General features: G+C 75.7%; 17 protein-coding genes. 7 read left to right on the top strand and 10 right to left on the bottom strand.

Annotation, left to right across the window (positions count from 1 at the left end; all coding sequences use genetic code 11):
* Positions 1 to 181: 181 nt before the first annotated feature.
* Positions 182 to 475, bottom strand: coding sequence for a Dabb family protein (locus ACFO4E_RS22815; RefSeq protein ID WP_378578059.1), 294 nt, complete (start codon positions 473 to 475; stop codon positions 182 to 184).
* A 405-nt stretch (positions 476 to 880) separates the two neighbouring features.
* Here ACFO4E_RS22815 and ACFO4E_RS22810 point away from each other — a divergent pair, with 405 nt between their 5' ends.
* On the top strand, positions 881 to 1,951 hold the full coding sequence (locus tag ACFO4E_RS22810; protein ID WP_378578057.1) for an LLM class flavin-dependent oxidoreductase: 1,071 nt from the start codon (positions 881 to 883) through the stop codon (positions 1,949 to 1,951).
* Positions 1,952 to 2,017: 66 nt separating this feature from the next.
* Positions 2,018 to 3,571: an AMP-binding protein gene (locus tag ACFO4E_RS22805; protein WP_378578055.1), complete on the top strand. Its 1,554-nt coding sequence runs from the start codon at positions 2,018 to 2,020 to the stop codon at positions 3,569 to 3,571.
* 395 nt (positions 3,572 to 3,966) lie between these two features.
* Here ACFO4E_RS22805 and ACFO4E_RS22800 read toward each other — a convergent pair whose 3' ends face one another.
* Positions 3,967 to 4,911, bottom strand: coding sequence for a cyclase family protein (locus ACFO4E_RS22800; RefSeq protein WP_378578053.1), 945 nt, complete (start codon positions 4,909 to 4,911; stop codon positions 3,967 to 3,969).
* A 526-nt stretch (positions 4,912 to 5,437) separates the two neighbouring features.
* On the opposite strand from ACFO4E_RS22800, the gene ACFO4E_RS22795 reads away from it, so the two are divergent.
* Positions 5,438 to 6,634: a serine hydrolase domain-containing protein gene (locus tag ACFO4E_RS22795; protein ID WP_378578050.1), complete on the top strand. Its 1,197-nt coding sequence runs from the start codon at positions 5,438 to 5,440 to the stop codon at positions 6,632 to 6,634.
* 36 nt (positions 6,635 to 6,670) lie between these two features.
* Here the strand turns inward: ACFO4E_RS22795 and ACFO4E_RS22790 are convergent, their stop codons facing one another.
* The gene (locus tag ACFO4E_RS22790; RefSeq protein WP_378578048.1) at positions 6,671 to 7,450 is read right to left on the bottom strand and encodes an SDR family NAD(P)-dependent oxidoreductase; all 780 of its coding nucleotides are present in this window, start codon (positions 7,448 to 7,450) and stop codon (positions 6,671 to 6,673) included.
* 522 nt (positions 7,451 to 7,972) lie between these two features.
* Here ACFO4E_RS22790 and ACFO4E_RS22785 point away from each other — a divergent pair.
* The 4 genes from ACFO4E_RS22785 to ACFO4E_RS22770 all read left to right on the top strand — a co-directional run bounded on the left by ACFO4E_RS22785 (position 7,973) and on the right by ACFO4E_RS22770 (position 13,310).
* Positions 7,973 to 8,401, top strand: a complete 429-nt coding sequence (locus ACFO4E_RS22785) for a Zn-ribbon domain-containing OB-fold protein (RefSeq protein ID WP_378578046.1) — start codon at positions 7,973 to 7,975, stop codon at positions 8,399 to 8,401.
* Positions 8,394 to 8,792 carry a VOC family protein gene (locus tag ACFO4E_RS22780; RefSeq protein ID WP_378578044.1) on the top strand — a complete coding sequence of 133 codons (399 nt, stop codon included), beginning with the start codon at positions 8,394 to 8,396 and terminating at the stop codon, positions 8,790 to 8,792. Before ACFO4E_RS22785 ends, ACFO4E_RS22780 begins: the two co-directional genes overlap by 8 nt.
* A 264-nt stretch (positions 8,793 to 9,056) precedes the next feature.
* On the top strand, positions 9,057 to 10,640 hold the full coding sequence (locus tag ACFO4E_RS22775) for a class I adenylate-forming enzyme family protein (RefSeq protein ID WP_378578042.1): 1,584 nt from the start codon (positions 9,057 to 9,059) through the stop codon (positions 10,638 to 10,640).
* Between the two features lie 381 nt (positions 10,641 to 11,021).
* Positions 11,022 to 13,310, top strand: a complete 2,289-nt coding sequence (locus ACFO4E_RS22770) for an acetate--CoA ligase family protein (RefSeq protein ID WP_378578040.1) — start codon at positions 11,022 to 11,024, stop codon at positions 13,308 to 13,310.
* Between the two features lie 76 nt (positions 13,311 to 13,386).
* Here ACFO4E_RS22770 and ACFO4E_RS22765 read toward each other — a convergent pair whose 3' ends face one another.
* The 7 genes from ACFO4E_RS22765 to secA2 all read right to left on the bottom strand — a co-directional run bounded on the left by ACFO4E_RS22765 (position 13,387) and on the right by secA2 (position 24,212).
* The gene (locus ACFO4E_RS22765; RefSeq protein ID WP_378578038.1) at positions 13,387 to 13,656 is read right to left on the bottom strand and encodes a DUF6406 domain-containing protein; all 270 of its coding nucleotides are present in this window, start codon (positions 13,654 to 13,656) and stop codon (positions 13,387 to 13,389) included.
* A gap of 236 nt (positions 13,657 to 13,892) precedes the next feature.
* Positions 13,893 to 15,002 (bottom strand): barbiturase, encoded by a 1,110-nt coding sequence (gene bar, locus ACFO4E_RS22760; RefSeq protein WP_378578036.1) that lies wholly within the window; start codon positions 15,000 to 15,002, stop codon positions 13,893 to 13,895.
* A gap of 61 nt (positions 15,003 to 15,063) precedes the next feature.
* Positions 15,064 to 16,938, bottom strand: a complete 1,875-nt coding sequence (locus tag ACFO4E_RS22755; RefSeq protein WP_378578034.1) for a hydantoinase B/oxoprolinase family protein — start codon at positions 16,936 to 16,938, stop codon at positions 15,064 to 15,066.
* Positions 16,935 to 19,130: a hydantoinase/oxoprolinase family protein gene (locus tag ACFO4E_RS22750; protein WP_378578031.1), complete on the bottom strand. Its 2,196-nt coding sequence runs from the start codon at positions 19,128 to 19,130 to the stop codon at positions 16,935 to 16,937. Before ACFO4E_RS22750 ends, ACFO4E_RS22755 begins: the two co-directional genes overlap by 4 nt.
* A gap of 700 nt (positions 19,131 to 19,830) precedes the next feature.
* On the bottom strand, positions 19,831 to 20,499 hold the full coding sequence (locus ACFO4E_RS22745) for a response regulator transcription factor (protein ID WP_378578029.1): 669 nt from the start codon (positions 20,497 to 20,499) through the stop codon (positions 19,831 to 19,833).
* Entirely contained in the window at positions 20,484 to 21,815 is a 1,332-nt protein-coding gene (locus ACFO4E_RS22740) for a sensor histidine kinase (RefSeq protein ID WP_378578027.1), read from the bottom strand. The genes ACFO4E_RS22745 and ACFO4E_RS22740 overlap by 16 nt, the downstream gene beginning before the upstream one ends.
* Positions 21,816 to 21,911: 96 nt before the next feature.
* Positions 21,912 to 24,212 carry an accessory Sec system translocase SecA2 gene (gene secA2 / locus ACFO4E_RS22735; protein WP_378578025.1) on the bottom strand — a complete coding sequence of 767 codons (2,301 nt, stop codon included), beginning with the start codon at positions 24,210 to 24,212 and terminating at the stop codon, positions 21,912 to 21,914.
* Positions 24,213 to 24,296 lie beyond the last annotated feature (84 nt).

Genomic DNA, 24,296 nt, shown 5'->3' with positions numbered 1-24,296 from the left:
GAACGCGTTCTAAGACAAGACCTGCGACCGAATTGGATTCGGCCGTCGGTGCTCGGCGTGGATCACCCGCCTCCGCTGGGATGTCGACGGATCTCGCAGTCGGGCGGGGCGCGGTCGGGCCGCGCGGAACCGGACGAGAACACGATCCATCCGGCGGCCTCGGACCCCGGGCGCGCCCGGCTCAGATACGGACCTGGACGGCGGCGCGGTCGGCGAGCAGCGGGCGGATGACGGCGAGCACCTCCTGGTGCCGGGGGTGGTCGCGGTAGACGGCGTAGGCCGCCTCGTCGGCGACGTCGGCCACGACGGCGAAGTCGAAGTTCCCGGTGCCGAGCCCCAGGTCGGGGCCGAAGGCGTAGGCGTCCAGTTCGGGGATCGCCGCGGGCAGGGCGGCCAGCCCCTCCTGGACGGCCGCCACCTGCTCGGGGGTGATGCCGTCGATCCAGCGGAAGAGCGCGATGTGTCGGAGTGCCATACCCCGAACCTAGCGCCCGGCGGGCGGCACGTCCGCGCCGGACCGGCAGGTGGCCGGCGATTCCGCCCCGGCGACGACAGGGGGCGGCGCACCGGGCGGCGGGCGGCCTGGCGGGGGAGGTGGGAAGCTGTTACGCTACCAAGCGAGCGCTTGTTAATCGTCAGTTCCACCGCCTCTGCACTCGCCCGCGAGGAGCGGACGCCTCTGGACCTCCCCTTCCCATCGACAGGGGGATCCCCCTCGCGGGCGGGCCCTGGGTCCCGGGTCGCGGGTCCCGGGGCCGCGCGACCCGCGACCCGCGACCCGCGGAACCATGCCCCGCCCCGCGGCGGGCCGCCCGCCGCGCCGGCTCCCCCGCGGGGCGCCGCCTCCCCGGCCCGGCGGCGGGGCCACGTGAGGAGCCCGATGAAGTTCTCCACCTTCCACCTCTTCCACCGGTTCGAGGGCGAGACCGCCGCGGAGGTCTACGGACACCACGTGCGGCTGATCGAACTCGCCGAGGAGCTGGGGTTCGACGGGGTCCGCATCGCCGAGCACCACTTCCGCGACTACGGGGCGGTGCCGTCCTCGCTCGGCCTCCTCGCCCACCTAGCCGGCCGCACCGAGCGCCTGCGCCTGGGCACCGGGATCGTGGTGCTGCCCCTGCACCACCCCGTGCACGTCGCCGAGCAGGCGGCCCAGGTGGACGTGCTCTCGGGCGGCCGCCTCGACTTCGGCGTGGGGCGCGGCTACCAGGGCTATGAGTTCGACGGGTTCGGCGTCGACCTGGCCGAGGCCCGGGCCCGGTTCGACGAATCCCTCGACACCGTCCTGGCCCTGTGGAGCGGCAAGCCGGTCCACCGCGTCGGCGAGTTCGGCTCCGTCGCCCCGGGACTGGACGAGGGCGTGGAGCTGGTCCCCCGCCCGGTGCAGCTGCCGCACCCGCCCGTCCACGTGGCGGCCGTCAGCCCCGAGACCGTCGAGCGCTACGCCGCGCGCGGCCTGCCGATCCTCGCCGACCCCGCCGCGCCCTTCCGCAAGGTCGCCGCCGCGGCCGAGGCGTGGCGGGCGACCGCCGCGGCCCACGGCCACGACGCCGGCGCGGCCGAGCTGGTCGTCGCCCGCTCGGTGCACGTCGCCCCCACGGTGCGGCGCGCACGCGAGGACCTGGACCGCTTCGAGGCGGCCTTCGACCGGTCGCGGATCTTCAACGAGCGCAGCGCCCCCATCGACCGCGGCACCGGCGCCACCGCGCAGGGTTTCGAGTACTGGCAGCACCGCTACCTCAAGGGCGGCGACGTGGGCCCCGACTTCCGCTGGGAGCAGCTGGAGGTGGCCGGCGATCCGGAGCGCGTGATCGCCCAGATCCGGATGCTCCGGGAGATGGGGTTCGACCACCTGCTCTGCGATTTCGGCAGCACCCGCCGGATGGCCACCGACGAGGCCGCCGGGCTGCTGCGGCTGTTCGCCGAGGAGGTCATCCCCGCGTTCCGGTAGCGGCGGCGGGGCCGGCCCCGACCGACCGCCCGCCCGCCCGACCACGATCCGGCCATCGGAGGCCCCATGTCCGTGCACGGGCTCACCCTCGGCGACATCCTGCGCGAGCACCGGCGCAGCCGGCCCCGGGTCACCGCATCGGTCGACGGCGGTGTCCGGCTGACCTACGCCCGGCTCGACGACCGCGTCAACCGGCTGGCCGCCGTACTGGCCGCGGCGGGGGTGTCCGCCGGCGACCGGGTGCTGTACCTGGGGCGCAACTCCGTCCACCTCCAAGAGGGACTGTTGGCGGCGGCCAAGCTGGGGGCGGTCTTCGTGCCCGGCAACCGCCGGCAGAGCGCCGACGAGACCGCCTTCGTCCTCGACGACCTCGCGCCCGCCGCCGTGCTGTGGCAGCGCGGGCACGACGCCGGCGAGGACCGCGCCGCGGCCGACGCGCGCGCCGCGGCGGGCGCGCCGGGCCGCTGGCTGGACGGCGGCGGCCCCGGCTATGAACGGCTGCTCGACGCCGCCGACCCCGGCGACCCCGGACGGCCAGTGGACGGCGCGGCCCCCGCGGTCGGCCTCTACACCGCGGCGTTCGACGGCCGCCCGGCGTGCGCGCTGCTCAGCCATGACGCGCTCATCGCCCACAGCGCGGCGATCTCGCTGGTCCGGCGGATCGGGCCGGGCTTCACCTTCCTCAACAGCGGCCCGCTGTTCCACGTGGGCACGCTCATGTTCCACCTGGCGGCGTTCCAGGCGGGCGGCACCAACGTGTTCCTGCCGGCGTTCGACGCGGCGGAGGCCGCACGGCTGATCGAGGCCGAGCGCGTGCACCAGATGTTCGGCTTCGGGCCGATGCTGACCGCGGTCGCCGAGGCCAACCGCGGACCCGGCGGCGCCCCGCGCCACGACCTGTCGAGCCTGGCGTCGGTGGCCCACTCCCCGGAATGGGACGCGCAGGTGAGCGTGGGCACCGACCCCTGGAACGCGTCGGGCATGGGCGGCTACGGCCAGACCCAGGTGGGCGGCATGCTCACCTTCCTCGCCCTGGCACCGGACGGGGCGGGGGGCGCCGGACGCCCCTCCCCCTTCGTCCAGGTGCGCATCCTCGGCCCCGACGGCGCGGAGGTGGCGCCGGGCGCAACGGGCGAGATCGCCGTACGCGGGCGCACCGTGTTCAGCGGCTACCACCGCCGCCCCGGCCTCGACGCGCGGGCGTTCGCCGGCGGGTGGTACCGCACGGGCGACCTGGGCCGCCGCGAGGACGACGGCACCCTGGCGTTCATCGGGCCGCGGCTGCACATGATCAAGTCGGGGAACGAGAACATCTACCCCGCCGAGGTGGAGCGGGCGCTCAAGGAGCACCCGGGGGTCGCCGACGCCGCCGTGATCGGGGTCCCCGACCCCGTGTGGACGCAGAGCGTGCTGGCGGTCGTCTCCCGTACGCCGGGCGGGACGGCGACGGAGCGGGAGCTCATCGAGCACGTCGCCACCGTCATCGCGTCGTACAAGAAGCCCCGGAGGGTGGTGTTCACCGACACCGTCCCGCGCGCGGGCGCGGCACCGGACTACGCGGCCCTCGACGCCGCCCACGGGGGAGGCGGGTACCCGGGCGAGGAGCGCCGGGGAACGTGAAGCCGCGTGTTCGCCGGTGCGGCAGGGGCGGGCGCGTGGACGGCGCACCGGCCGGGACCCGGCGCACGCCCGGAGAAACACGTCGGCCCCAGGAGCGGGGGACAGCTCCTGGGACCGACAGCGGGGGATGCCCACCGCGGCGGATCTCGGGGGCGAAGCCCGCTGCGGTGGTGAGGTGAAGTACGGCGTCGGAACGAGTTAACGGTCGGTAGGTCACGCGTACGGTCACATCAGATAACCGAAATGTCTCGATTAGACGGCGACCCGGGGGTTTGACGCCGATCTGAGCTGCCAGAATAAACGGCACATAAGCAATCACACCAGACGCATTTCGTAATCGGACACTCACGATGCGCCTCTGCGGGCGCCCCGAAAGGGCCGGAGGCGCCCGCGGCTCACAGAACGGCGACGGGGTTGACGGGGCTGCCCGTCCCGCCCTGGACGGGCAGGGGGAGCGCGATGAAGAGGAAGTCGGGCCGTCCGCGGGCGGCGACCGCGCTGCTCAGGTCCTCCAGCCACAGCATCTCCGCGAGGTGGACGCCGTGCCGCCACAGGAGGGTCAGGTGCACGTCGTCGTCCAGGTCCTCCGTGGAGCGGCCGTCGCCGTCCAGCCCCTGGACGGCGGCGTTGTCGGCCGCGACCAGTGAGGGGTCGCGGGCGGCCAGCCAGCGCCCGGCGTCGGCCGCCAGGCCCGGCTGCGCGCCCTGGTAGCGGCCTGGGTCGCGCGGGTCCCACACGCGCGGCCATCCGGTGCGCACCACGGCGGCGTCGCCGGGACGCAGGGAGGACCCCTGGGAATCGGCGATGGCGGCGAGTTCGGCGGCACCGATGCGGTCCAGCGGGCCCAGGTGGTCGACCCCGCGGTGGGCGGCTACGTCGAAGAGCACCCCCCGGGCCACCACCCCCCGGGCTGCGGCGTGCTCGATCCCGAGCCGGCCGGCCCCGTAGCTGCGCACGCGATCGGCGGGGTGCCCGTTGTACAGGCGCTCCCCCGCCCACATGTGGCACAGCGCGTCCATGTGGGTGGTGGTGCCGTGCGGTGAGACGACGACGGCGTCGTCGGCGACTCGCAGCCCCGCGCCCACCGGCCGCGTGCCGGCCGCGTAATCGGCGCCGTCGATGGCCATGTAGTGCTGCGGCAGGGGCCGCCCGCGCACGTGCGGGACGGCGGCCGCGGCCCCGCCCGACGTCGCCCCCTTGATCGGCAGGGCGAGGCTGAGCACCCGCCCGTCACGCGCGGCGGCGAGGCCGGCGAGCACCTCCGATGGTCCGAGCAGGTTGAGCGTACCGACCTGGTCGCCCTCCCCCCACCGCCCCCAGTTGTCCGACGGTGCCGGCATGCGTCGCCTCCCAACGATCGTGGACATCGGCGGCCGAAGCCCCGGACGCACGGCCGGCGGCACGCGCTCCCAGCGGAGCCGCGCCCGCCGGCGGACCGCCACGGGCAACGGGCCCCCGCAAAGAACCCCTCCACCCGGCCACACCGAACGCCCCCGCCTGGTTACTCGCACCCCTGCGCCATCGGCCCTCGGATACCGCCGACCGCCACGGCCTCCTGCCCGCCCCCAACACCGGGGGCCGGGACACCGGGCCTCCGGCCGTGCGGCGAAGGGCGCGCGGGTGCCGCCGCGGTACGGGGGCGGCGGTGCGGCCCGGTAGGCCGCCCGCCGGACCGCCGCGCCGGCCGGCACCGGGCGGTGGTCGCGGCGCTACCCGTGGGGTCATCGCCTCTACCGCCCCGCCGCCCCCGGCGTGCCGCCGGGATCGGGCGGCCCCGTGATCGCGCGGCGCCCGGGAGTCTGAAAGCATCCGGGGAGACGGCCATGGGCCGGTCGCGGACCGGTCCGATGCGGGTAGGGGGCGAGCATGACCGCGCACTCCGAGGTCCACGGGGACTGCGCGCCCGGCTTCGAGCGCGTGCGCAGGGTCTTCGAGCACAACTTCACCCGCGGGCTGGAGACCGGGGCGGCGCTCGCCGTCTACATCGGCGACGAGCCGGTCGTGGACCTGTGGGGCGGTACCGCCGACCACACCACCGACCGCCCGTGGGAGCACGACACCCCCTGCTTCGCGTTCTCCTGCACCAAGGCGCTGACCGCGGCGTCGGCCCTGCGCGTGGCCGAGCGCGGCGGCCACGACCTCACCGCCCCGGTGGCGTCGTGGTGGCCGGAGTTCGCCGCCGCGGGCAAGGGCGCGGTCACCGGCGAGCACCTGCTCTCCCATCAGGCCGGGCTGCCCACGTTCGACCGCACGGTCGCCGCCGCCGAGGCCGCCGACCCCGCGGCCATGGCCGCGCTCCTCGCGGCGCAGCGCCCGCGGTGGGAGCCGGGGACCGGCCACGGCTACCACTCCTTCACCTTCGGCTGGCTGGCCGGGGAGATCGTGCGGCGGCTGGACGGCCGGACGGTGGGCGCGTACGTCGCCGACGAGATCGCGGGTCCGCTGGGCCTGGACCTGTGGGTCGGCGCCCCCGGAGACGTGCTCGACCGCACCGCCCGGCTGACGGCGGGCCCGGCCGGCGCACGCGCGCGCCGCACCGGCTCGGGAGCCCCGCCGACCGGCGACGACGCCGTCTCCCGGATGGCGCGCGCCGCCCAGGACCCCGACAGCCTGCTCTCCCGCACCTTCGCCAACCCCGACATGTCCGGCGTCCCGGGCCGGTTCAACAACCGGGACGTGCTGGCGGCGGGCTGGCCCGCAGCGGGCGTCGTCACCACCGCGCCGGCGCTGGCCGGCTTCTACCGCGACCTGCTCGCGGGCCGGATCATCGCCCCCGCGACCCTGCACGGCGCCCTGACCCCGCGCGTCACCGGCCCCGACCGGGTGCTGCTCCTGGACAGCTCCTTCGGCCTGGGGTTCATGCGCCCCTCCCTGGTCTTCGCGGTGCCGCGCGCGGCCTGGCGGAGCGCCTTCGGCCACACCGGGTCGGGCGGGTCCATCGGGCTGGCCGACGTCGAGCACGGCGTCTCCCTGGGCTACGTGATGAACAGGACGGGGACCGAACTGTCGGGCGGCCTCCGCTCGCTGCGGCTGCTCAAGGCGGTCTACGACTGCCTCGGCTAGCTCCCCGCCGCGGCGCGCGGTGCTCCGGGAGCGCGTTCACTGCATGGTGATCCCCCCGCTGACCGAGAGCGTCTGGCCGGTGATGTAGCCGGCGGCCGGGGTGCACAGGAATCCCACGGCGGCGGCGACGTCATCGGGGGTTCCGAGGCGGCGGGCGGGTATCCGCCGCGCGAGTTCCGCGACCAGGCCGGGGTGGGCGTCGGCGACGGCGCGCAGCATCGGGGTGTCGGTGGGGCCGGGACAGACCGCGTTGCTGGTGACGCCGGCCGCGGCGGTCTCGCGGGCGAGGGTCTTGGCCAGCCCCAGCAGGGCGGCCTTGGTCGCGGTGTAGGCGGCCTCGCCGGCGGACCCGGCGCGTGCGCCGTCGGAGGAGATGAACACCAGCCGGCCGAATCCGCTCTCCGTCATCGCGGGGAGCAGGGCCTGGGTGATGCGCATGGGGGCGCGCACGTTCACCCGCCACATGCGGTCCCAGTCGGCGGGATCGCTCGCGGCGAAGGGCGCGACGACGGCGATCCCCGCGCAGTGCACGAGGACGTCCACGCGGGGTGCGATCGCGCGCAGCCGCTCGATCCCGGCCTCCACGCCGCCGGGGTCGTCGAGGTCGACGGCCAGGAGCCGGCCGCCGGGCACCGCTTCGGCGGTTCGGGCGGAATCGGGGTCGCGGTCGGCGACGACGACCGCCGCGCCCTTGCCCGCCAGCTCCGCGCAGACGGCCCGGCCGATCCCCCCGGCCCCGCCGGTGACGAGGGCCGTGCGCCCCGCGAGCCCGCCGGATCGGTCCGGCAGGGGCCGGGGGTGGGAGCTATCGGCCATCCGCGCCGCCCCCCGGTACCGCGGCCGAGGGTACCGTCCTCCGTACGGCGGTCGCCATGGGCGCCACTCCGGGGACACCGCCGGCGCGCACGGCTGCCGGCGCACGGTCCGCGCTTCCGCTGGCGGTATGGTCCCCCGCCGTGGTCCCCCGGTCGCGGGCATGCCGTGACCGGCCCCGACCCCGGCCCCGGACCTGGTACCGGGCGGGGCCCGGGGACGGGCGGTCGTCGCGGATCGGGGCCTGCCGCCCCCGCCCCGCGCGCACGGTCGGCACGGGCGTGGCGCCGCACCGGTGGCGGCCGTGGCGGCTCGCCGACGAGCGCGGGCGGCGGGGCGCCCCGCCGCGAACCGGGCGGGTGACCATCCGCGCCCGGCCCGCACCTGTTGTCGAGGTCACTGTTCACCCCCTGTCGCCCGCGCGTCGGCGGTCGTCGCCGCGGGCGGCCGACGGATCCTTGTCCAATAACCAAGCATACGCTAGTTTGGCAAAAATACCGACGCCCATTCGAGGAGGTCGGGCGTATGGACGGCTCTGGAGACCGCCTTCTCCCGGTCCCCACTCCATTGACCGCGCCGTACTGGTCGGCGTGCAGGCAGGGCGTGCTCGCCATCCAGCGGTGCGCGGCGTGCCGGCGCTTCGTTCACTTCCCCGAGTCCGTCTGCCCGTTCTGCCGCGGGACCGTCCTCGGCTTCGAACCCGTCTCCGGTCGCGGGCACGTCGTCACCTACACGGTCGTGCACCGCCCGTTCGCCCCCGGGTTCGCCGACCAGGTCCCCTACGCCGCCGCCTGGGTGGAGTTGGCCGAGCAGCCCGGCCTGCGCGCCTTCGGCCGGGTCCGCGGCTGCCCGCCCGGCGAGGTCGCCATCGGCATGGCCGTCCGGACGACCTTCACCGACCTGCCGGGGTTCGGCCCCATTCCCGACTTCCGCCCCGAGGAGAGCGATGGCTGACGGCCCGCCCGGCATCACCGGAACCATCCGCGCGATCCTGTACCCCGGCCCCGATATCGCCGCCTGCCTGCCCTTCTACCGCGACGGGCTCGGGTTGCCGGTCCGCTTCACCGACGGCGACCGGTTCGCCGCCCTGGACGGCGGCGCCGTGACCCTGGCACTGGCCTCCGGCGACGAGGACGTCACGGGCGGGGTGCCCGCCATCGCGGTCGAGGTCGCCGACGTCGGGGCCGCGGTGGCGGACCTGGCCGCGCGCGGCGCGCGGGTGATCCGGCCGCCGGAGCGCGGCCCGCACGAGACGCGCGCCGCCGTCCTCGACCCGGCCGGCAACCCCGTGGTCCTCACCGCCCGCCGCCCCGCCGACCGAGACCGGCCCGGCGGCGCCCGATGACGACCTCGGCCGGTCCCCGGCCCCCGCCCCCGGAACGACCGCGCCCCGCCCGGCGCCGGGGCGCGCCACGGGCCTGCCACGGGAACGACCGCACCGCCCTACCCGCCTGCCGCGCCCCGCCGGCCGCTCACCGGGCCACCGCTCACCGGGCGACCGCTCGACCCGACCGACGCCACGCCCCCGCCACGGGCCGCCCACGAAGCGACCGCCCCGCCCTGAGCGGCGCCGTCCGCCGCCCCGAGACCAGGAAGGAAGGGATGCCCCGTGTCGACCGCCGCGGCCGCCGACCCGTTCCAGAACTACGGGTACGCGGTCCTCACCGCCAACGCCCTCGCCGCCCCCGGGCGGATCGCGCTGACGCACCAGGGCGGCCCCGGGCTCTCCTACGACGCCTTGAACCGGTCCGTGAACCGCCGCGCGCACGCGCTGACCGCGGCGGGCGTGCGGCCCGGCGAGCGCGTGGCCGCGCTGCTCGGCGGGACGCTCGCCGTCGCCGAGGTCTACCTCGCCCTGTTCAAGATCGGCGCCGTCACCGTCGCCCTCAACCCCTTCTGGGACGCCGGCGTCCTGGCCCACGCGGTCGGGCGCTCGCGCGCCACCACCCTCGTCCACGACGCCGGCACGGACGGCCTCGCCGCCGCGGTGCGGCCGCGGCTGCCCGGCGTCGGGCGGTGGGTGCGGGTGGGCGGCCCCGCTGAGGGGTCGGCCGACCTCGACGCCCTGGCCGCCGAGGCCCCCGACTCCGAACCGGAGGTCCACGGCAGCGGGGACGATCCGCTGGCCCTGTTCCCCACCTCGGGCTCCACCGGGCCGCCCAAGGCGGTCGTGCACAGCCACGCGAGCGCGCTGGCGACCGCCCGGCTCTGGGCCGACGTGCCCCGGGGCGAGGACGCGGTCTTCGGGACGGGCGCGATCATCTGGGGGATCGGCTTCCCCTCCATCGCCGGACCCGCGCTCCACGGCGGCCTGCGGCTCGTCCTGGAGCAGGAGTGGAGCCCGCGCACGCTCCTCACGGTGGTGCCCCGCGAGAAGGTCACCCACATCAGCGTGATCCCGAGCTTCTTCGCCGCGCTCCTGGCCGACGGCGCGCACGCCGACGCCGACCTGTCCTCGCTGCGCACCATCATCCTGGGCGGCGAGCCGATCGCGCCGGCCCTGCTCGCTCGCGTCCGCGAGCGCCTGCCGCAGGCCGCCGTCTACGGCTACTACGGGCAGACCGAAGCGCCCTACAGCGCCTTCGGCCGGATCGACGGGCCGGGGCGCGACCCCCGCTCCGCTGGCCGGGCGCGGACGGGCTGCGCGATCCGCGTCACGGACCCCGCGGGGACGCCCGTGGTGGACGAGGTCGGCGAGATCAACCTCGCCGGCCCGCACCGCATGCTCGGCTACGACGGGGCGCCGGAGCGGACGGCGGCGGTGCTGCGCGGCCCCTGGTTCGTCGGCGGGGACCTCGGCCGGATCGACGCCGGCGGCCGCCTGCGCGTTCTGGGGCGCCGCTCCGACACGATCCTCAAGCACGGCAGGTGGACGCCGCCTTCGGTGATCGAGGAGGCCGCCGCCGAACTGGACGCGGTGGCCGAGGCCGGCGCGGTGGGCTGGCCCGCCCACCCCGACGGCGCCGCACCGGCCGAGCAGCGGGTGCTCCTCGCGGTGGTCCCGAGGGCAGGAGCCGATCCGGCCCCCGCCCGGATCGCGGCCGCGCTCGCGGCCCGGCTCCCCGCCCATCAGCGCCCGGACCGCGTGGTGGTCACCGGCCGGCTCCCGCACGGCCGGGACGCGTCGGGCGGTCCCGGGAAACTGCTCCGCTCCGAGATCCGCGTGCTCCACGCGCCCGGAGAAGACCCGTAGCGCCACGGCCGCCCCCGCGGACCGTGGCACGGGCCGCCCCCCGGCCCGATCAGGACCGGAGGGCGACTTCCCGACCGATCGGGGAGGTCACGCCGCCGTGGGACGCGAAATCACACGGCGGCGTGTCTAATCGGTCGGACGCACCCGCGTCCAGCGCACATTCGTGGAGCGGGCACGAACGTACACGGGTGCCACACTCTGCGACCCCGGCTCCTGTCGACGCCGGTGTCGTCCCGCTCACCATGGATTCTTCCTTCTCGAAGCCGCCCGCGGCAGACCCAGGAGGGTCCTCAATCCGCAGCCGTACCGGTGGGCCCACGGACCCATGGACACCCGGCACGGTCCCTTCCGCCCCGACCGCCCCACCGAAAGGCCGCGCCCGTGCCCCTCACCGACGTCGTTCCGGAACCGCAGGTGAAGCGGCTGATCGCCGCCGCCGGGATCGCCGTGCCGCGCGGCCGGACCGCGCCCGGGGCCCAAGGACTGGCGCGGGCGGCGGCCGGGCTGTCCGCCCCGCTGGTCCTCAAGGCCCATGGGCCCGGCATCGCGCACAAGAGCGAGCACGGTGCCGTCGTGCTCGGCCTCGGCGGTCCCGACGCCGTGGTGCGGGCCGCCGAGCGGATGGGGGCGGCGCTGGCCGGGCGCGGGCTGCCGCCCGCCGGGTTCCTGGTGGAGGAGCAGGTCGACCCGGGGGTGGAGCTCATCGTCGGCGCCGTGCGCGACGCGTCCTTCGGGCCGCTGCTGCTCGCGGGGCTCGGCGGGATCTGGGCGGAGCTGATCGGCGACACCTCGCTGCGGCTGTGCCCGATCGGCCGCGGCGACGCCGAGGCGATGCTCGGCGAACTGCGGGGCGCGGCGCTGCTCGACGGCGCGCGCGGCGCGCCGCCGGTCGACCGGGCGGCGCTGGCCGACCTGCTCTTGGCGGTGGGCGGTCCCGGGGGGATCGCGGAGCGCCTGGGGCCGGTCCTGGGCGAGTTCGAGCTGAACCCCGTCATCGCCGGGCCCCGGGGCGCCGTCGCCGCCGATGCGCGGCTGATCCCGGCCGCGGGGACGCGGGCCCCGGCCGTCCTGCCCGCGCCCGGGCGAACGTTCCCGGGGCGAACGTTCCCGGGGCGGGCGGCGCCGGGGCGGGCGGCGCCGGGGCGGGCGGCGTCCGCCGAGCGGGCACCGGAGACGGACTTCGGTCCGCTGTTCGCCCCGCGCGGGGTGGCCGTCGCGGGCGCGTCGGCGCGCCGCCCGGGCTTCGGCAACATGCTCTTGGGCCAGTACCGGGCGGCGGGGTTCCCCGGGACACTGCTGGCGGTGCACCCGGAGGCCGCGGAGGTCGACGGCGTGCCCGCGGTGCCCTCGCTGCGCGACGCGGCGGGCCGAGTGGACTACGCGCTGGTGGCGCTGCCCGCCGCGGCCTGCGCCGACGCGGTGCGCGATGCCGCCGGCATCCCGTTCGTCCAGGTGGTCAGCGGCGGGTTCGCCGAGTCCGGCCCGGAGGGTGCCGAGCTGGAGCGCGGCCTGCTGGCGGCGGCGCGCGGCGTCGGCACCCGGCTGCTGGGGCCCAACTGCATGGGCGTCTACTCCCCCGCCGGCGGGCAGACCTTCCTCGGCGGCCCCGCCGCGGGCCCGGGGCGGATCGCCGTGGTGTCGCAGAGCGGCGGGCTGGCGGGCGAGGTGGTCCGGGTGGGCGAGAGCCGCGGGCTGCGCTTCTCCAAGGTCGCCACGCTCGGCAACAGCGCCGACGTCTCCCCCGCCGAGCTCGTCCGCCACCTCGGCGCCGACCCCGGAACCGGGGTCCTCGGCCTGTACCTGGAGGACCCCCGCGACGGGCGGGCGCTGTTCGAGGCGCTGCGGGAGGCGCGGGGGCGGCTGCCGGCCGTGCTGCTGGCGGGCGGGCGCAGCGCGCAGGGCCGCCGTGCGGCGGCGTCGCACACGGGGGGCATGGTGGGCGACGGCCGCGTCTGGCGGGCGCTGGCCCGGCAGTGCGGGGCCGGGCTGGTGCACGGCCAGGACGCGCTCATCGGGGCGCTGGACTTCCTGGACCTGCACGCCGGGCGCCGGATCCGCGCCGACGGCCCCGGGGTCCTGGTAGTGGGCCCCAGCGGCGGTGCGGGGGTGCTGGCCGCCGACGTGTTCGACGCGGCGGGGATGCGGATGGACCCGCCCGGCGACCGCGCCCGGGCCGCGCTGCGCGCTCTGGGGCTGGGCGCGGGCGCTCCGCTGGGCAACCCGCTGGAGGTACCGGTGGGGCCCAGGGGCGCCCCGGAGCTGCTCGCCCGCGCGGCGGAGGCCGTCGCCGCCGAGCACGGGGTGCCCGACGTGGTGGCGCACATCAACGTGCAGAGCTTCGCGGCCTACGCGGAGGCCGCCGCGCCGGCGGCGGCCCCGGACGGTCCCCGCGACGGGGCGGTCGACCCGGCCTACGCACGGCTCCCGGACCTCGTGTCGGCCCTGGCCGCACTCCAGGCGGCCCTTCCGGGCACGCGGGTCACGCTGGTCCTGCGCAACACCGAATGCGGCCCACCTGGGCTGACCGGCCGGCTGCGCGCAACGGCGCGCGCCGCCGGCATCCCGGTCTACACGTCGATGGAGGCCGCGGCCGCCGCCGTCGCCGCGGGCAAGGCGGCCCTCTCCCCGGACGGCCGGCCGGGGCCGGCGGAGCCGCCCGGAGAGCGGTAGCGCGCGGAGATCCGCGCACGGGCGGGCCGGGCGCGGGCGGGCGGTATGGAGGGTGTCGCCGCGGGGGCGGGCGGGGTCAGCTCACGCGGGTGGTGAGCAGGTACGCCTCAGGGGCGTCGGGGTCGATGATGTCGGTGACCTTCCACGTCTGGCCCGCGACCGTGAACGTGTCGCCGACGCGGACGTCGATCATGCCGGTCCGGCGCCACTCGCCCGGACCGCCGATCTTGGCGACGGGGCGTCCCTGTTCGTCCACCCAGAACCGCCCGCCACCCACCGGGCCGCCGGCGAACCGGTCATTGCGGCCGTAGGTGATCTTCTCCTGAGCACCGACTTCGTGAGCCACGTTCGACTCTTCTCCCGTCATTCGGGTTGGCCTCGGTCAACATAATGCCGCACCGAAAAGCATTACCGACCATGGATTCCGCATACGGATTCCCAGAATCTTACATCCCGACAATGCAATTGCATAAGGGGTTTCGTCACAGCCCGTCGTCGAATGCCCCTCCTGACAAGGATTATGCCGCCGCAGGCAAACGCCTCCGACGGCACATAAGGGTGAACGAGCCCGTTACGGGCCGATCAGCCGCCGAGGTCCACCACCGCCGCGACCGGCCCGCCGCCCGAAGGCCCCTGGTGCACCGCCGCGACCGAGACGAACACCGCGGGATCACCGGTCACCGCCGCGACGACACCGCCCACGGTCGCCTTGATCTGGCGGTGCCAGTGCACATCCGAATCGTCCAGCATGATGTTGCGCCTGCCGCGCACCCGGCCCGTGGGATCCGCCTCGCACTTGAGGAACACGTTCACCAGCCGTCCATCCAGGTCGTCGGGGCGCGGGCGCTCGGGCAGCGCCAGCCCCGCCGAGCGGATCGCCGACCACACGCCGTCGGCGTCCAGCGCGTCCGCCATCACGCCGTGCCCCACCCGGAACCGGCCGCCGACCCCGCGCGCATTGCCCACGACCACGATCTGGGCGCGGTCCAACTCGACGCCCGAGGAACACGAGGCCACCGACGAGTACAGCGAGAGGTCGGCGTGGATCTGCGCGGCCGACGGCTCCTCGATCTCCCCGAGCGCCGTGGCGATTCCCAATGCCGTCGTCGAATTGGAAACGTCCATGGATTTCAGGGTGTCCTCGGTGAACACGTCGTGCCCGCGCGCCTTCGCGTCGTTGATCGTTTCCAGGACCAGCAATGGGGTCTTGGTCTGCACATAATGGACATCGGCGGGATCGGAGATACCGGCACCGCGCATGGCGTCGCGCACACCGGCGGCGACCTTGCGCACCATCGCCGGCCGCCCGATGTCCTCGGGGAGGATGGCCTCGCTCATCGCGACGCCCACGGTCACCCGCGGCTCGTCACCGGGCGCATAGCGCCCCTCGGGCGCGTGCGCGAAGACCGTGGCGTGCGGTGCGAGGACGCCGTCGGTCCCGCCCGACCACACCAGCGGCACGCCGGCGATGCCGGCGGCGCTCCGGGTGCCCTTGGCCTCCAGCACCTCCCGGAAGGCGCGGTCGGCGAGGATCCGGGTGTAGTCGTTGACACCCCCGTTGCCCTCGGTCTTGCCGATCACCGCCAGGACGTCGTCGGCGGCGAACGCGCCGCCGTCGATCAGCCGGGCCAGCCCCGACGCGTCCGTCACGCTCTCGATCGCCACCTTGTGCACTTCGACCGGCCTCGTCATGCGCGGCCACCTCATCTCCTGGTCGTCCACTGGTGCGCCGCCCGGGCCCGGGCGGCCCTGGTCACAGCCGGTCCACCTCGGGGAAGGGGGCGCCGCCGGAGAGCACGGCATAGCCCGGCCCCCGGTCGAAGAACGGGGGGTCGGCCGGGCGCTCGCGGCGCATGCGGCCGCGCAGTGCGCCGACCGCCGCGGAGTCGGCGTAGGGCGCGTCGGCGGGCCCTTCGACGGGCACCCCGTAGTCGTCGCGGGCGGCCCGGCGCGACACCTTGCCGCACCGCACGTCGGCGACGACGGCGCCGACCGGCCGCTCCAGCGGGTCGCCCCATCCGCCGCCGCCGGTGGTGCGGATGCGGATGACCTCTCCGGCGCGGACGGGCTCGCCGTCGACCAGTCCGCCCATCTCGCGCTCCCGGGGGCCGCCGGGGTCGATGGTGACCTGGAAGGGCGCCCCCGCGCGCCCGCCCTTGACCCCCCAGCACGACAGGATGGACCGGTCGGCGATGGACATGAACGAGGCGTCGCGCAGCATCCGGATGTGCTTCTCGTAGCCCAGTCCGCCCCGGTGGTAGCCGGCGCCGCCGGAGTCGCGCGCCAGGCCCAGCCGCTCGACGATGAAGGGGAACCGCGACTCGGTGAACTCGGTGGGCAGGTTGCGGGAGTCCGGGACGACGTGGATGGTGTCCTCGCCGTCGGCGTAGTGGCGGCCGCCCGACCCGCCGCCCAGCACTTCGCGCATCAGGTAGGGGGCGCCGTCGGCGCCGGTCCCGTGGATCCCGGTGTAGCGGATGGTCTCCTGGTCGGCGGGCATCCGGCCGTCGACCGCCTTGGCCAGCACCCCCGAGAGGACCCCCAGCAGCCGCAGGATGACGAAGGTCCGGGCGTTGGTGGGGGCGGGGAAGACCGGGGTGAGCAGGGTGCCCTTCTCCGGGAACCGCATCTCGATGAGCGGCACGACGCCCTCGTTGACGTCCAGTTCGGCCATGCGCTCGGGCGAGTCGGCCAGGTTGCGCAGCACCGGCGCCAGCCACTTCTTGAGGAAGTTGCCGTCGGCGTAGTCGCCGGCGTGGTTGATGGGCCCCTTGGCCTGCGGAGAGGTCCCGGTGAAGTCGATGACGATCCGGTCGGGCACCTTGGTGAGGGTGATGCGCTGGCGGTGCAGCCGGGGCGCCTCGACCCCGTCGTGCTCGGCGTAGTCCTCCCAGACGTAGGTGCCGTCAGGGATCTTGGCGAGGATCTCGCGCCGGTAGGTCTCGGTGGTCGTGCCCAGGATCGACTCGAAGCAGGACTCGACCGCGCCGCGCCCGTAGCGGTCGAAGAGTTCCGCCAGCCGCCGGGCGCCCATGAGGCAGGCCGAGCACTCGGCGTCGAGGTCGGCCGCCAGGGACTCGGGCATGCGGGAGTTGCGCACCATGATCCGCAGGGCGGCGTCGTTGGGCACGCCCTGGTCCCACAGCTTGATGGGCGGCACCATGAGCCCCTCCTCGAAGACGGAGGTGGCGCCTGAGGGCATCGACCCGGGGCAGGCGCCGCCGATGTCGTCGTGGTGGCCGAACGCCTGGACGAACGCCACGACCTCGGGGCCGTTCCCGCTGTCGTGGAACACGGGCACGGTGACGCACAGGTCGGGCAGGTGGCCGATTCCGCCTTCGGACTCGTAGACGTCGTTGTGGAAGAAGACGTCGCCGGGTCGCATGGCGGCCACGGGGAAGTCCCGCGCGACGGGGTGCACGAGGGCGGAGTAGGAGCGGCCGGTGAGCTTGCGCAGCCGGCGGTCGTGGATGCCGGCGCGGAAGTCGTGGGCGTCGCGGATCATCGGGGACCGCGACGTTCGCGCGATGGCGGTCTCGACCTCCTTCTCCACCGATGCCAGCGTGCCTTCGACGATGGCCACGAGAACGGGGTCGGCGGGCTGCGGGCGGGCGGGGGTCGCGGTCACGGCCGGACCCCCTGAACGGCGCCGGCGCGATCGGCGGCCCGGGATGCGGGGGAGGCCGCGGCGCGGGCGCGGCCGGTGACGACGATGGTGCCGGTGGGGTCGACCTCCGCGGTGAACCCAGGGTGCAGCGGGAGGGTCGCGCCGAACTCCTCGATGACCGCGGGGCCGGTGATCCGGTCTCCGGGGGCGAGCAGGTCGCGCCGGTGGACCGGTGTGCGCAGGTAGCCGCCGGCGTCGAAGCGCACCGGGCGCTCCCCTGCGGGGGAGCGCCCGGGGCCGCCGCGCGGCGGCGGTTCCCAGGGCTCGGGACGGCGGATCAGGCCGGTGCCCGTTACCCGGAGGTTGACCCATTCGACCTGCTGGCGCGGGTCGCCGCGGAAGTCGTAGCCGTAGAGGCGGCGGTGGCCGTCGTGGAAGGCGCCGGCGACCTCCGCCGTCAGGCGGGCGCCGACGGGCCCTTCGGGCACCGGGACCCGGACCTCGTAGGCCTGGCCGAAGTAGCGGAGGTCGGCCGTGCGCTCGTGGCGCACCCGCTCGGGCCGCCCGCCGAACCCCTCGGCGCGCAGCGCCGCGGCGGCCTCGGCGTGCAGGTCGCCGAACACGGCCGCCGCGGCTGCGGGGTCGAGGTCGTCGTGGCGGCGGACGAAGGTGCGCACGTGGTCGTTCTTGACGTCGACGGCGAGCAGCCCGTAGGCGGAGACGTTGCCGGGGTCGGGCGGCACGACGGCCCCCGCCAGGCCGAGGACGTCGATGAGCGGGCACAGCAGCAGCGACCCGGACCCGCCGAAGGCGGCCATGTGGAAGTCGCGGACGTCGAGGCCGCGCTGCACGGTGACCCGGCGCAGGGCGTTGGCCTGGTTCCACGCCGAGACCTCCAGGATCCCGGCCGCTGCCTCCTCGGCCCCGATCCCCAGCCGGGCGGCGAGCGCGGCGATGCCCGCGCGGGCAGCGGCGGCGTCGAGGGGGATCTCGCCGCCGAGCAGGTGCGGGGGGATCCGGCCGAGCATGACGTGGGCGTCGGTGACGGTGGGCTCGGTGCCCCCCTTGCCGTAGCAGATGGGGCCGGGGTCGGCGCCCGCCGAGGCGGGGCCGACCTTGAGGGTGCCTTCGGGGGCGATCCAGGCGATCGACCCGCCGCCCGCTCCCACCGTGACGATGTCGATCATCGGGATCTTGGACGGGTAGGGGCCGATGGCGCCCTCGGTGGTCAGGCCGGGCTCGCCGCCGATGACCACGGAGACGTCGGTGGAGGTGCCGCCGCCGTCGAGGGTGAGGATGCGGTCGAAGCCGGCGCGCCCGGCCAGCACCGCGGCGCCCAGCGCCCCGGCCGCCGGGCCGGAGAGCACGGTGGTGATGGGCCGCTTGACGACTTCGGCGGCCGAGGTGACGCCCCCGTTGGACTTCATGACCAGGAACGGGGGGCGTGCGGCGCGGGCCGGCCCGCCGGGGGCGTCCGGGGAGCCGTCCGCGCCGGCCGCGGGGCCGGCGGAGTCGAGGCGCTCGCCGATACGGGCGATGTAGCGGGCGACCCCGGGCTTGACCGCGGCGTCGACCAGGGTGGTCATCGAGCGCTCGTACTCGCGGTACTCCCGCAGGACGTCGGAGGAGATGGAGACGGTCGCCGCAGGGTGCTCGGCGCGCAGGATGTCGCGGACCCTGCGCTCATGGGCGGGGTCGGCGTAGGAGTGCAGCAGGCACACCCCGATGGTGTCGATCCCGCGGTCGCGGAACCACCGGCCGGCGGCCGCGGCCTGCGCCTCGTCGAGCGGGCGCAGCTCGGCCCCGGTGTGGTCGAGCCGTCCGCCGACCGTGCGCACCAGGTCGGCGGGGACGATGCGGTCGGGTTTCACCCAGAAGTAGGAGTTCCCGTAGCCGTCGGGGACCGCCTGGCGGGCGATCTCCAGGACGGCCTCATAACCCTCGGTGGTGATGAACCCGAGGCCGCCGGTGCGCCCCTCCAGCAGCAGGTTGGTGGCGACCGTGGTGCCGTGCGACAGCGACGTGACGGCGGTGTCGCCGCCGAGGGCCGCGAGGACCTTGGCGACGGCGTCCATGAACCCCGCCGACGGGTCGCCGGGGGTCGAGGGTGTCTTGGTGGCGACCAGCTCCCCGGTGTCCTCGTCCAAGGCCACCGCGTCGGTGAAGGTGCCCCCGGTGTCGATCCCGATCCGGACCCGGCGCGTTCCCGCCATGCTGTCCCCTCCGTGCGGTGGCGTGGGCGGCCACTTCGGATGCCACCGAAATTCCAACCCACCGCACCGGGGCGGGGAATCAGCAAGACCTGACAATCACCCCGCCACCCGTTGGGCGATCGGCGTTCCCCGGACCGCCCCGGCGCCTGCCGGAAGATGATCGGACGGAGCCGGAGAGGATGCGCCATGGCCGGGCGGGGGGCGGAAGGCGCCGAACACACGACGAGCGCCCGACCCGCCGAGCCGGCGGCGCGACACGCGCCGCGCGCCGGGAGCGGCCCGCGCATGCCGGGCGCACCCCCGGTCCCGTGCCGCCGGCAACGGCGGCCGGTCCGGGCGATGCGGGGCGGCCCGCCGTCTCAGCCGTTCCGACAGCCCGGCAGGCGGCACGGGCGAGCCCACGGGCCGGGCCCGCACGCGCGGACCGGCCGACCGGAGGCGGAGCGCCCGACCGCAGGGGACGATGCCGGAGACGGCCCGATCGCACGGACCGCCTCGCGCCTCGGACGCCGGCCGCCTCCACTCTCCGGCGGAGGCCCGGCGCCCGGGGCGGGGCGGCACCTCGGCCGGCCGGACGCCGAGCGGGCGAGCGGGGCGTGCTCGCGGGCGCGCCCGCGAACCAGGGCGGGCGGATGGTGGCGGGCGGCCGGGCGAGGGGGTCGCGGGTGCCCTCCACCGGGCGGCCGACGGCGGCAGGGGGTCAGCCGCCGCCTCGGAGGTAGGTGAGGACCGCCAGGACGCGGCGGTTGACGTCGTCGTCGGGCGGGAGGTCGAGTTTGGCCAGGATGTTGCCGATGTGCTTGCCGACCGCGGCCTCGCTCACGTGCAGGCGGCGGGCGATGGCGTTGTTGGAGTGGCCCTCGGCGATCTCCCCCAGGACCTCGCGCTCGCGCTCCGACAGCCGCGACAGCGGGTCGCGCCGGCGGCGCAGCAGCTGGCGGACCACCTGCGGGTCCACCACCGTTCCGCCGCCCGCCACCCGGCGCAGCGTCGCCACGAAGTCCGCGACGTCGGCCACGCGCTCCTTCAGCAGGTAGCCCACCCCGCGTCCGTCGTCGGAGTCGAGCAGGTCGGCGGCGTAGCTCTGCTCCACGTACTGGCTCAGCGCGACCACGGCCAGCGCGGGGTGCTCGCGTCGCAGCCGCACGGCCGCCCGCAGGCCCTCGTCGGTGAACCCGGGAGGCATCCGGATGTCGGTCACCACCAGGTCCGGGCCGTGCTCGCGGACCGCCGCGACCAGCGCGTCGGCGTCGCCCACCGCCGCGCAGACGGTGCAGCCGAAGCGTTCGAGCAGGCCCGACAGGCCCTCGCGGAGTAGGACGCCGTCCTCGGCCAGGACGATGCGCAGCGGGGTCAGATCTGCCGGCACGGGAGCTCCACTCTCAGTCGGGTCGGTCCGCCCTCGGGGCTGGACAGCAGCATTCTTCCGTCCATGACGGCGACGCGGTCGGCCAGGCCGGTCAGCCCGGTCCCGCGCCGCGGGTCGGCCCCGCCGCGCCCGTCGTCGCCGATCTCCAGGACGAGGCGGTCGCCGTCCTGGCGCGCGTCGACCCATGCCGATCGCGCCCCGCCGTGCTTGACCGCGTTGGCCAGGCCCTCCGCAGCCACGAAGTAGGCGCTGCCCTCGACGTGGGCGGGCAGCCGCACCGGCACGTCGGCGCCGACCCGTACCGGCAGCGGGCAGCGGTCGGCGAGTTCGGCCAGGGCCGCGGGCAGGCCCCGGTCGGTGAGGACCCGCGGGTGGATGTTGTGGATCAGCTCGCGCAGATCGGCGATCACCTCCTTGGCCTGGTCGTGCGCCGCGGCGACCGCCTGCCCGGCCGGGGAGTCGCCGGGCAGGTCCAGGCGGGCCAGCCCGAGCTGCATGGTCAGGGCGACCAGGCGCTGCTGGGCGCCGTCGTGCAGGTCGCGCTCGATGCGCCGCCGCTCGGCCTCGAAGGCGTCGACCAGGCGCGCCCGCGACCGGGTGACCTCGATGAGTTCCACCCGCAGCTCCTCGGCGCCGCGCCCCTGGAGCAGGGCGCGGGCCAGTGCGCCCTGCGCCGCGGCGACCAGGGTCAGCAGGTAGGGCGTCGCCGCCAGCAGCACCAGCCCGACGGCCACCGCCGGCCAGGTCTCCGCCGACCGGGTGGCCACGATCGGGCCGAGGTTGACCGGCCCTTCGGCGACCAGCAGCGGGGTCGCGAGCAGCATGGCGGTCAGCAGCGGCAGCCCCCACAGCAGCGCCCACGCGGGCAGCAGGAGGCAGCCGAGCGCCAGGTAGGCCAGCTCCCGCCAGGTGGCCGGCTCGGTATAGCGCAGCCGCAGCCACGCCCACAGCCCCGGCGCCTCGGGCGTCCGGTGCCCGTCGGCGGCCGGGCGGCGGTCGATCAGCCGCAGCCGCAGCCGCTCGGCCGCTGCGGCCGGGAGGGTCGCCAGCGGGCCCAGCCCGCCGACGAGGACGCCCCCGCCGACCAGCAGCGCCACCGACGTCGTCACGTCGGGCAGGCCGTGGGTACCGGTCTCGAGGAGGCGGATGGCCAGGATGATCCAGGGCAGGGCCATGACCAGCAGCGGGAACGTCAGCAGGGACAGGACCGGCGCGGTCGAGAGCGTGTAGAACGCCGACCGCCACGGCCACGCCGTGCGGAGGAACCCGGGTCGCGGCAGCGCCTGCAACGCGGTCCGGGGCGGGGTGTCGGGCACGGCTCCACGCTATGCGCGCGGCACGGGCCGCGCGATCGCCCGGGGCGGAGTCCCGGGGGTAGGGCGGGCCCTACCCCCGGGCGCCGTGGCGGTGGGTCAGCCCTGCGCGCCCGAGGGGCGCTTGAGCTTGCCGACGAAGTTCTCCAGCTGGGAGGAGAAGGGGTGGTCGTGCACCATGTAGGTCCACGTCATCGACGGCCGCTTGACCCCGAGCTCGGCGACGTCGATCGTGCCGTCGGCGGCCTCGGCCTCGCCGAAGGACTCCGCGGCCCGCGTCCTGGCGCCGTCGAGGAAGCCCTTGAACTCCGGAACGGCGTCGCGGTTGAACTCGTCGAGCGGGTCGCGGCGGCCCAGGAACCGCAGGTGGATGCCCTCGCGCAGTTCCGCGAGGAACGCGTTGTGGTCGGTCCAGCCGCGGTCGAGGTGGTAGAGCGTGATCAGCCGGGCCGCGCGGGCGACTTCGTCGGCCCCGGCGTCGTCGACGAGGTCGGCGTGGTGGGCCGCGCAGTCGACCGCGAGCTGGCGGTCGCCGAGGTCGTCGGTCAGGACGGCCTCGCGGTGCTCCAGCACCACGCTGCGCTGGACGTCGATCAGCTTGTTGTAGCGCCAGGTGTTGCGGTGGATGTCCAGCAACTGGCCCTCGGAGACCCGCTGGGCGTGGTCGACCATCCGCAGCCAGCTGGGGTCGGTGATCTCGCCGTCGCCGGCGGCCTCGTAGCCGCGGGTCTCGGGGGCGTTGTTGGCGACCAGGTCGTCCTCGACGGAGACGAAGAAGGTCGAGGTGCCGGGGTCGCCCTGGCGCCCGGCGCGGCCGCGCAGTTGGTCGTCGAGGCGGCTGCTGGGGTAACGGCCGTAGCCCATGACGTGGACCCCGCCGGCCTCCACGACGCGGTCGCGGTCGGACATGTCGCTGCCGCCCAGGCGGATGTCGGTGCCGCGCCCCGCCATCTGGGTGGAGACGGTGATGGCGCCGTGCGTGCCGGCCTCGGCGATGATCGCGGCCTCGTCGGAGTCGTTCTTGGCGTTGAGGACCACGCACTCCAGGCCGGCGTCGGCCAGCCGCTTGGCGAGGAGTTCGGACTCGGCGACGTCCTGGGTGCCGATGAGGATCGGCCGCCCGGTGGCGTGCACCTCGGTGGCCTCCTCGATGAGGGCGTCCTCCTTCTCCTCACGCGTGGCGTAGAGGCGGTCGGGCTGGTCGGTGCGCACACACGGCTTGTTCGGCGGGATGACGGCGACTTCGAGCTCGTAGAACTCGCGGAGCTGGTCGGCGACCGCCATGGCGGTACCGGTCATGCCGCAGCGGGTCGGGTAGCGCAGCACCAGCGCCTGGACCGTGATGGAGTCGAGGACCTCGCCGGTCTCGGAGACGTCGACCTTCTCCTTGGCCTCGACCGCGGCCTGGAGGCCGTCGGGCCAGCGCTGGAGCAGGGCGATGCGCCCGCGGGACTCGTTGATGATCCGGACCTCGCCGTCGCGGACCACGTAGTGGACGTCGCGCTGGAGCAGCACGTGGGCGTGGAGGGCGAGGTTGACCCGGGGCAGGACGGAGGTGTCGTCCTCGTCGTAGAGGTCGATGCCGCCCAGGGCACGTTCGACGTTGTCGATGCCGGTGTCGGTGAGCTGGACGTTGCGGCCTTCGTTGTCGATCTCGTAGTCGATGCCCGGCTTGAGCGTGCGGACGAGCTCGGCCATTTCGAGGTCGGCGTCGGAGTGCTCGGCGGCACCGGCCAGGACCAGGGGCACGCGGGCTTCGTCGACCAGCACAGAGTCGGCTTCGTCGATCAGCGCGATCCCGGTGTCGGGCACGACGCGGTCGGCGGTGTCGGTGACCATGCGGTCGCGCAGGACGTCGAAGCCGAGTTCGCTCACCGACGCGTAGGTGATGTCGGCGGAGTAGGCGGTGCGGCGCTCCGCGGGGGTGGACTCCTCGCCGATCCAGGCGACGGCCACGCCGAGCAGGTCGTAGAGGGGCCGCATCCATTCGGCGTCGCGCCGGGCGAGGTAGTCGTTGACGCTCAGCACATGCACGCGCTGGCCGCGCAGGGCGAACCCGGCGGCCGCCAGAGCTCCGGCGAGGGTCTTGCCCTCGCCGGTGGCCATCTCGGCGATGTGGCCGTCGAGGAGCGCCATCACCCCGAGCAGCTGCACGTCGAAGGGGCGCTCGCCGAGCGCGCGGCGCGCGGCCTCGCGGCCCACGGCGCACAGCTCGACGAGGTCGTCGCGCTCGTAGGGGAGCTCGGCGTTGCCCAGCTCCGCGGCCTTCTCCGTGAGCTGGGCGTCGTCGAGATCGCGCAGCTCGGGCTCGCGGGCCTCGATGGATTCCAGAAGCTTGGTATAAGGCCGCAGATCCACCGCGCCGGGCTTGCCCAGAAGGCGGCGGACGCTCTCTGCCATTCGTCCGAACACCACGCAAGGGTAACGCCGCGAGCGCCGCAGCGGTTCCCCCGCGGGAGATGGATTTCACGTGAAATCCCCTGC

Origin of the sequence: Nocardiopsis mangrovi (assembly GCF_042653925.1) — a bacterium.
Taxonomy (GTDB): Bacteria; Actinomycetota; Actinomycetes; order Streptosporangiales; family Streptosporangiaceae; genus Nocardiopsis_B; species Nocardiopsis_B mangrovi.
This window is presented reverse-complemented; position numbering and strand designations above follow the sequence as displayed.

Excerpts from the sequence above, each read along its gene's own strand:
- ACFO4E_RS22815 (WP_378578059.1), bottom strand. The coding sequence starts at position 475 with ATGGCACTCCGACACATCGCGCTCTTCCGCTGGATCGACGGCATCACC.
- ACFO4E_RS22810 (WP_378578057.1), top strand. The coding sequence starts at position 881 with ATGAAGTTCTCCACCTTCCACCTCTTCCACCGGTTCGAGGGCGAGACC.
- ACFO4E_RS22805 (WP_378578055.1), top strand. The coding sequence starts at position 2,018 with ATGTCCGTGCACGGGCTCACCCTCGGCGACATCCTGCGCGAGCACCGG.
- ACFO4E_RS22800 (WP_378578053.1), bottom strand. The coding sequence starts at position 4,911 with ATGCCGGCACCGTCGGACAACTGGGGGCGGTGGGGGGAGGGCGACCAG.
- ACFO4E_RS22795 (WP_378578050.1), top strand. The coding sequence starts at position 5,438 with ATGACCGCGCACTCCGAGGTCCACGGGGACTGCGCGCCCGGCTTCGAG.
- ACFO4E_RS22790 (WP_378578048.1), bottom strand. The coding sequence starts at position 7,450 with ATGGCCGATAGCTCCCACCCCCGGCCCCTGCCGGACCGATCCGGCGGG.
- ACFO4E_RS22785 (WP_378578046.1), top strand. The coding sequence starts at position 7,973 with ATGGACGGCTCTGGAGACCGCCTTCTCCCGGTCCCCACTCCATTGACC.
- ACFO4E_RS22780 (WP_378578044.1), top strand. The coding sequence starts at position 8,394 with ATGGCTGACGGCCCGCCCGGCATCACCGGAACCATCCGCGCGATCCTG.
- bar (WP_378578036.1), bottom strand. The coding sequence starts at position 15,002 with ATGACGAGGCCGGTCGAAGTGCACAAGGTGGCGATCGAGAGCGTGACG.
- ACFO4E_RS22750 (WP_378578031.1), bottom strand. The coding sequence starts at position 19,130 with ATGGCGGGAACGCGCCGGGTCCGGATCGGGATCGACACCGGGGGCACC.
- secA2 (WP_378578025.1), bottom strand. The coding sequence starts at position 24,212 with ATGGCAGAGAGCGTCCGCCGCCTTCTGGGCAAGCCCGGCGCGGTGGAT.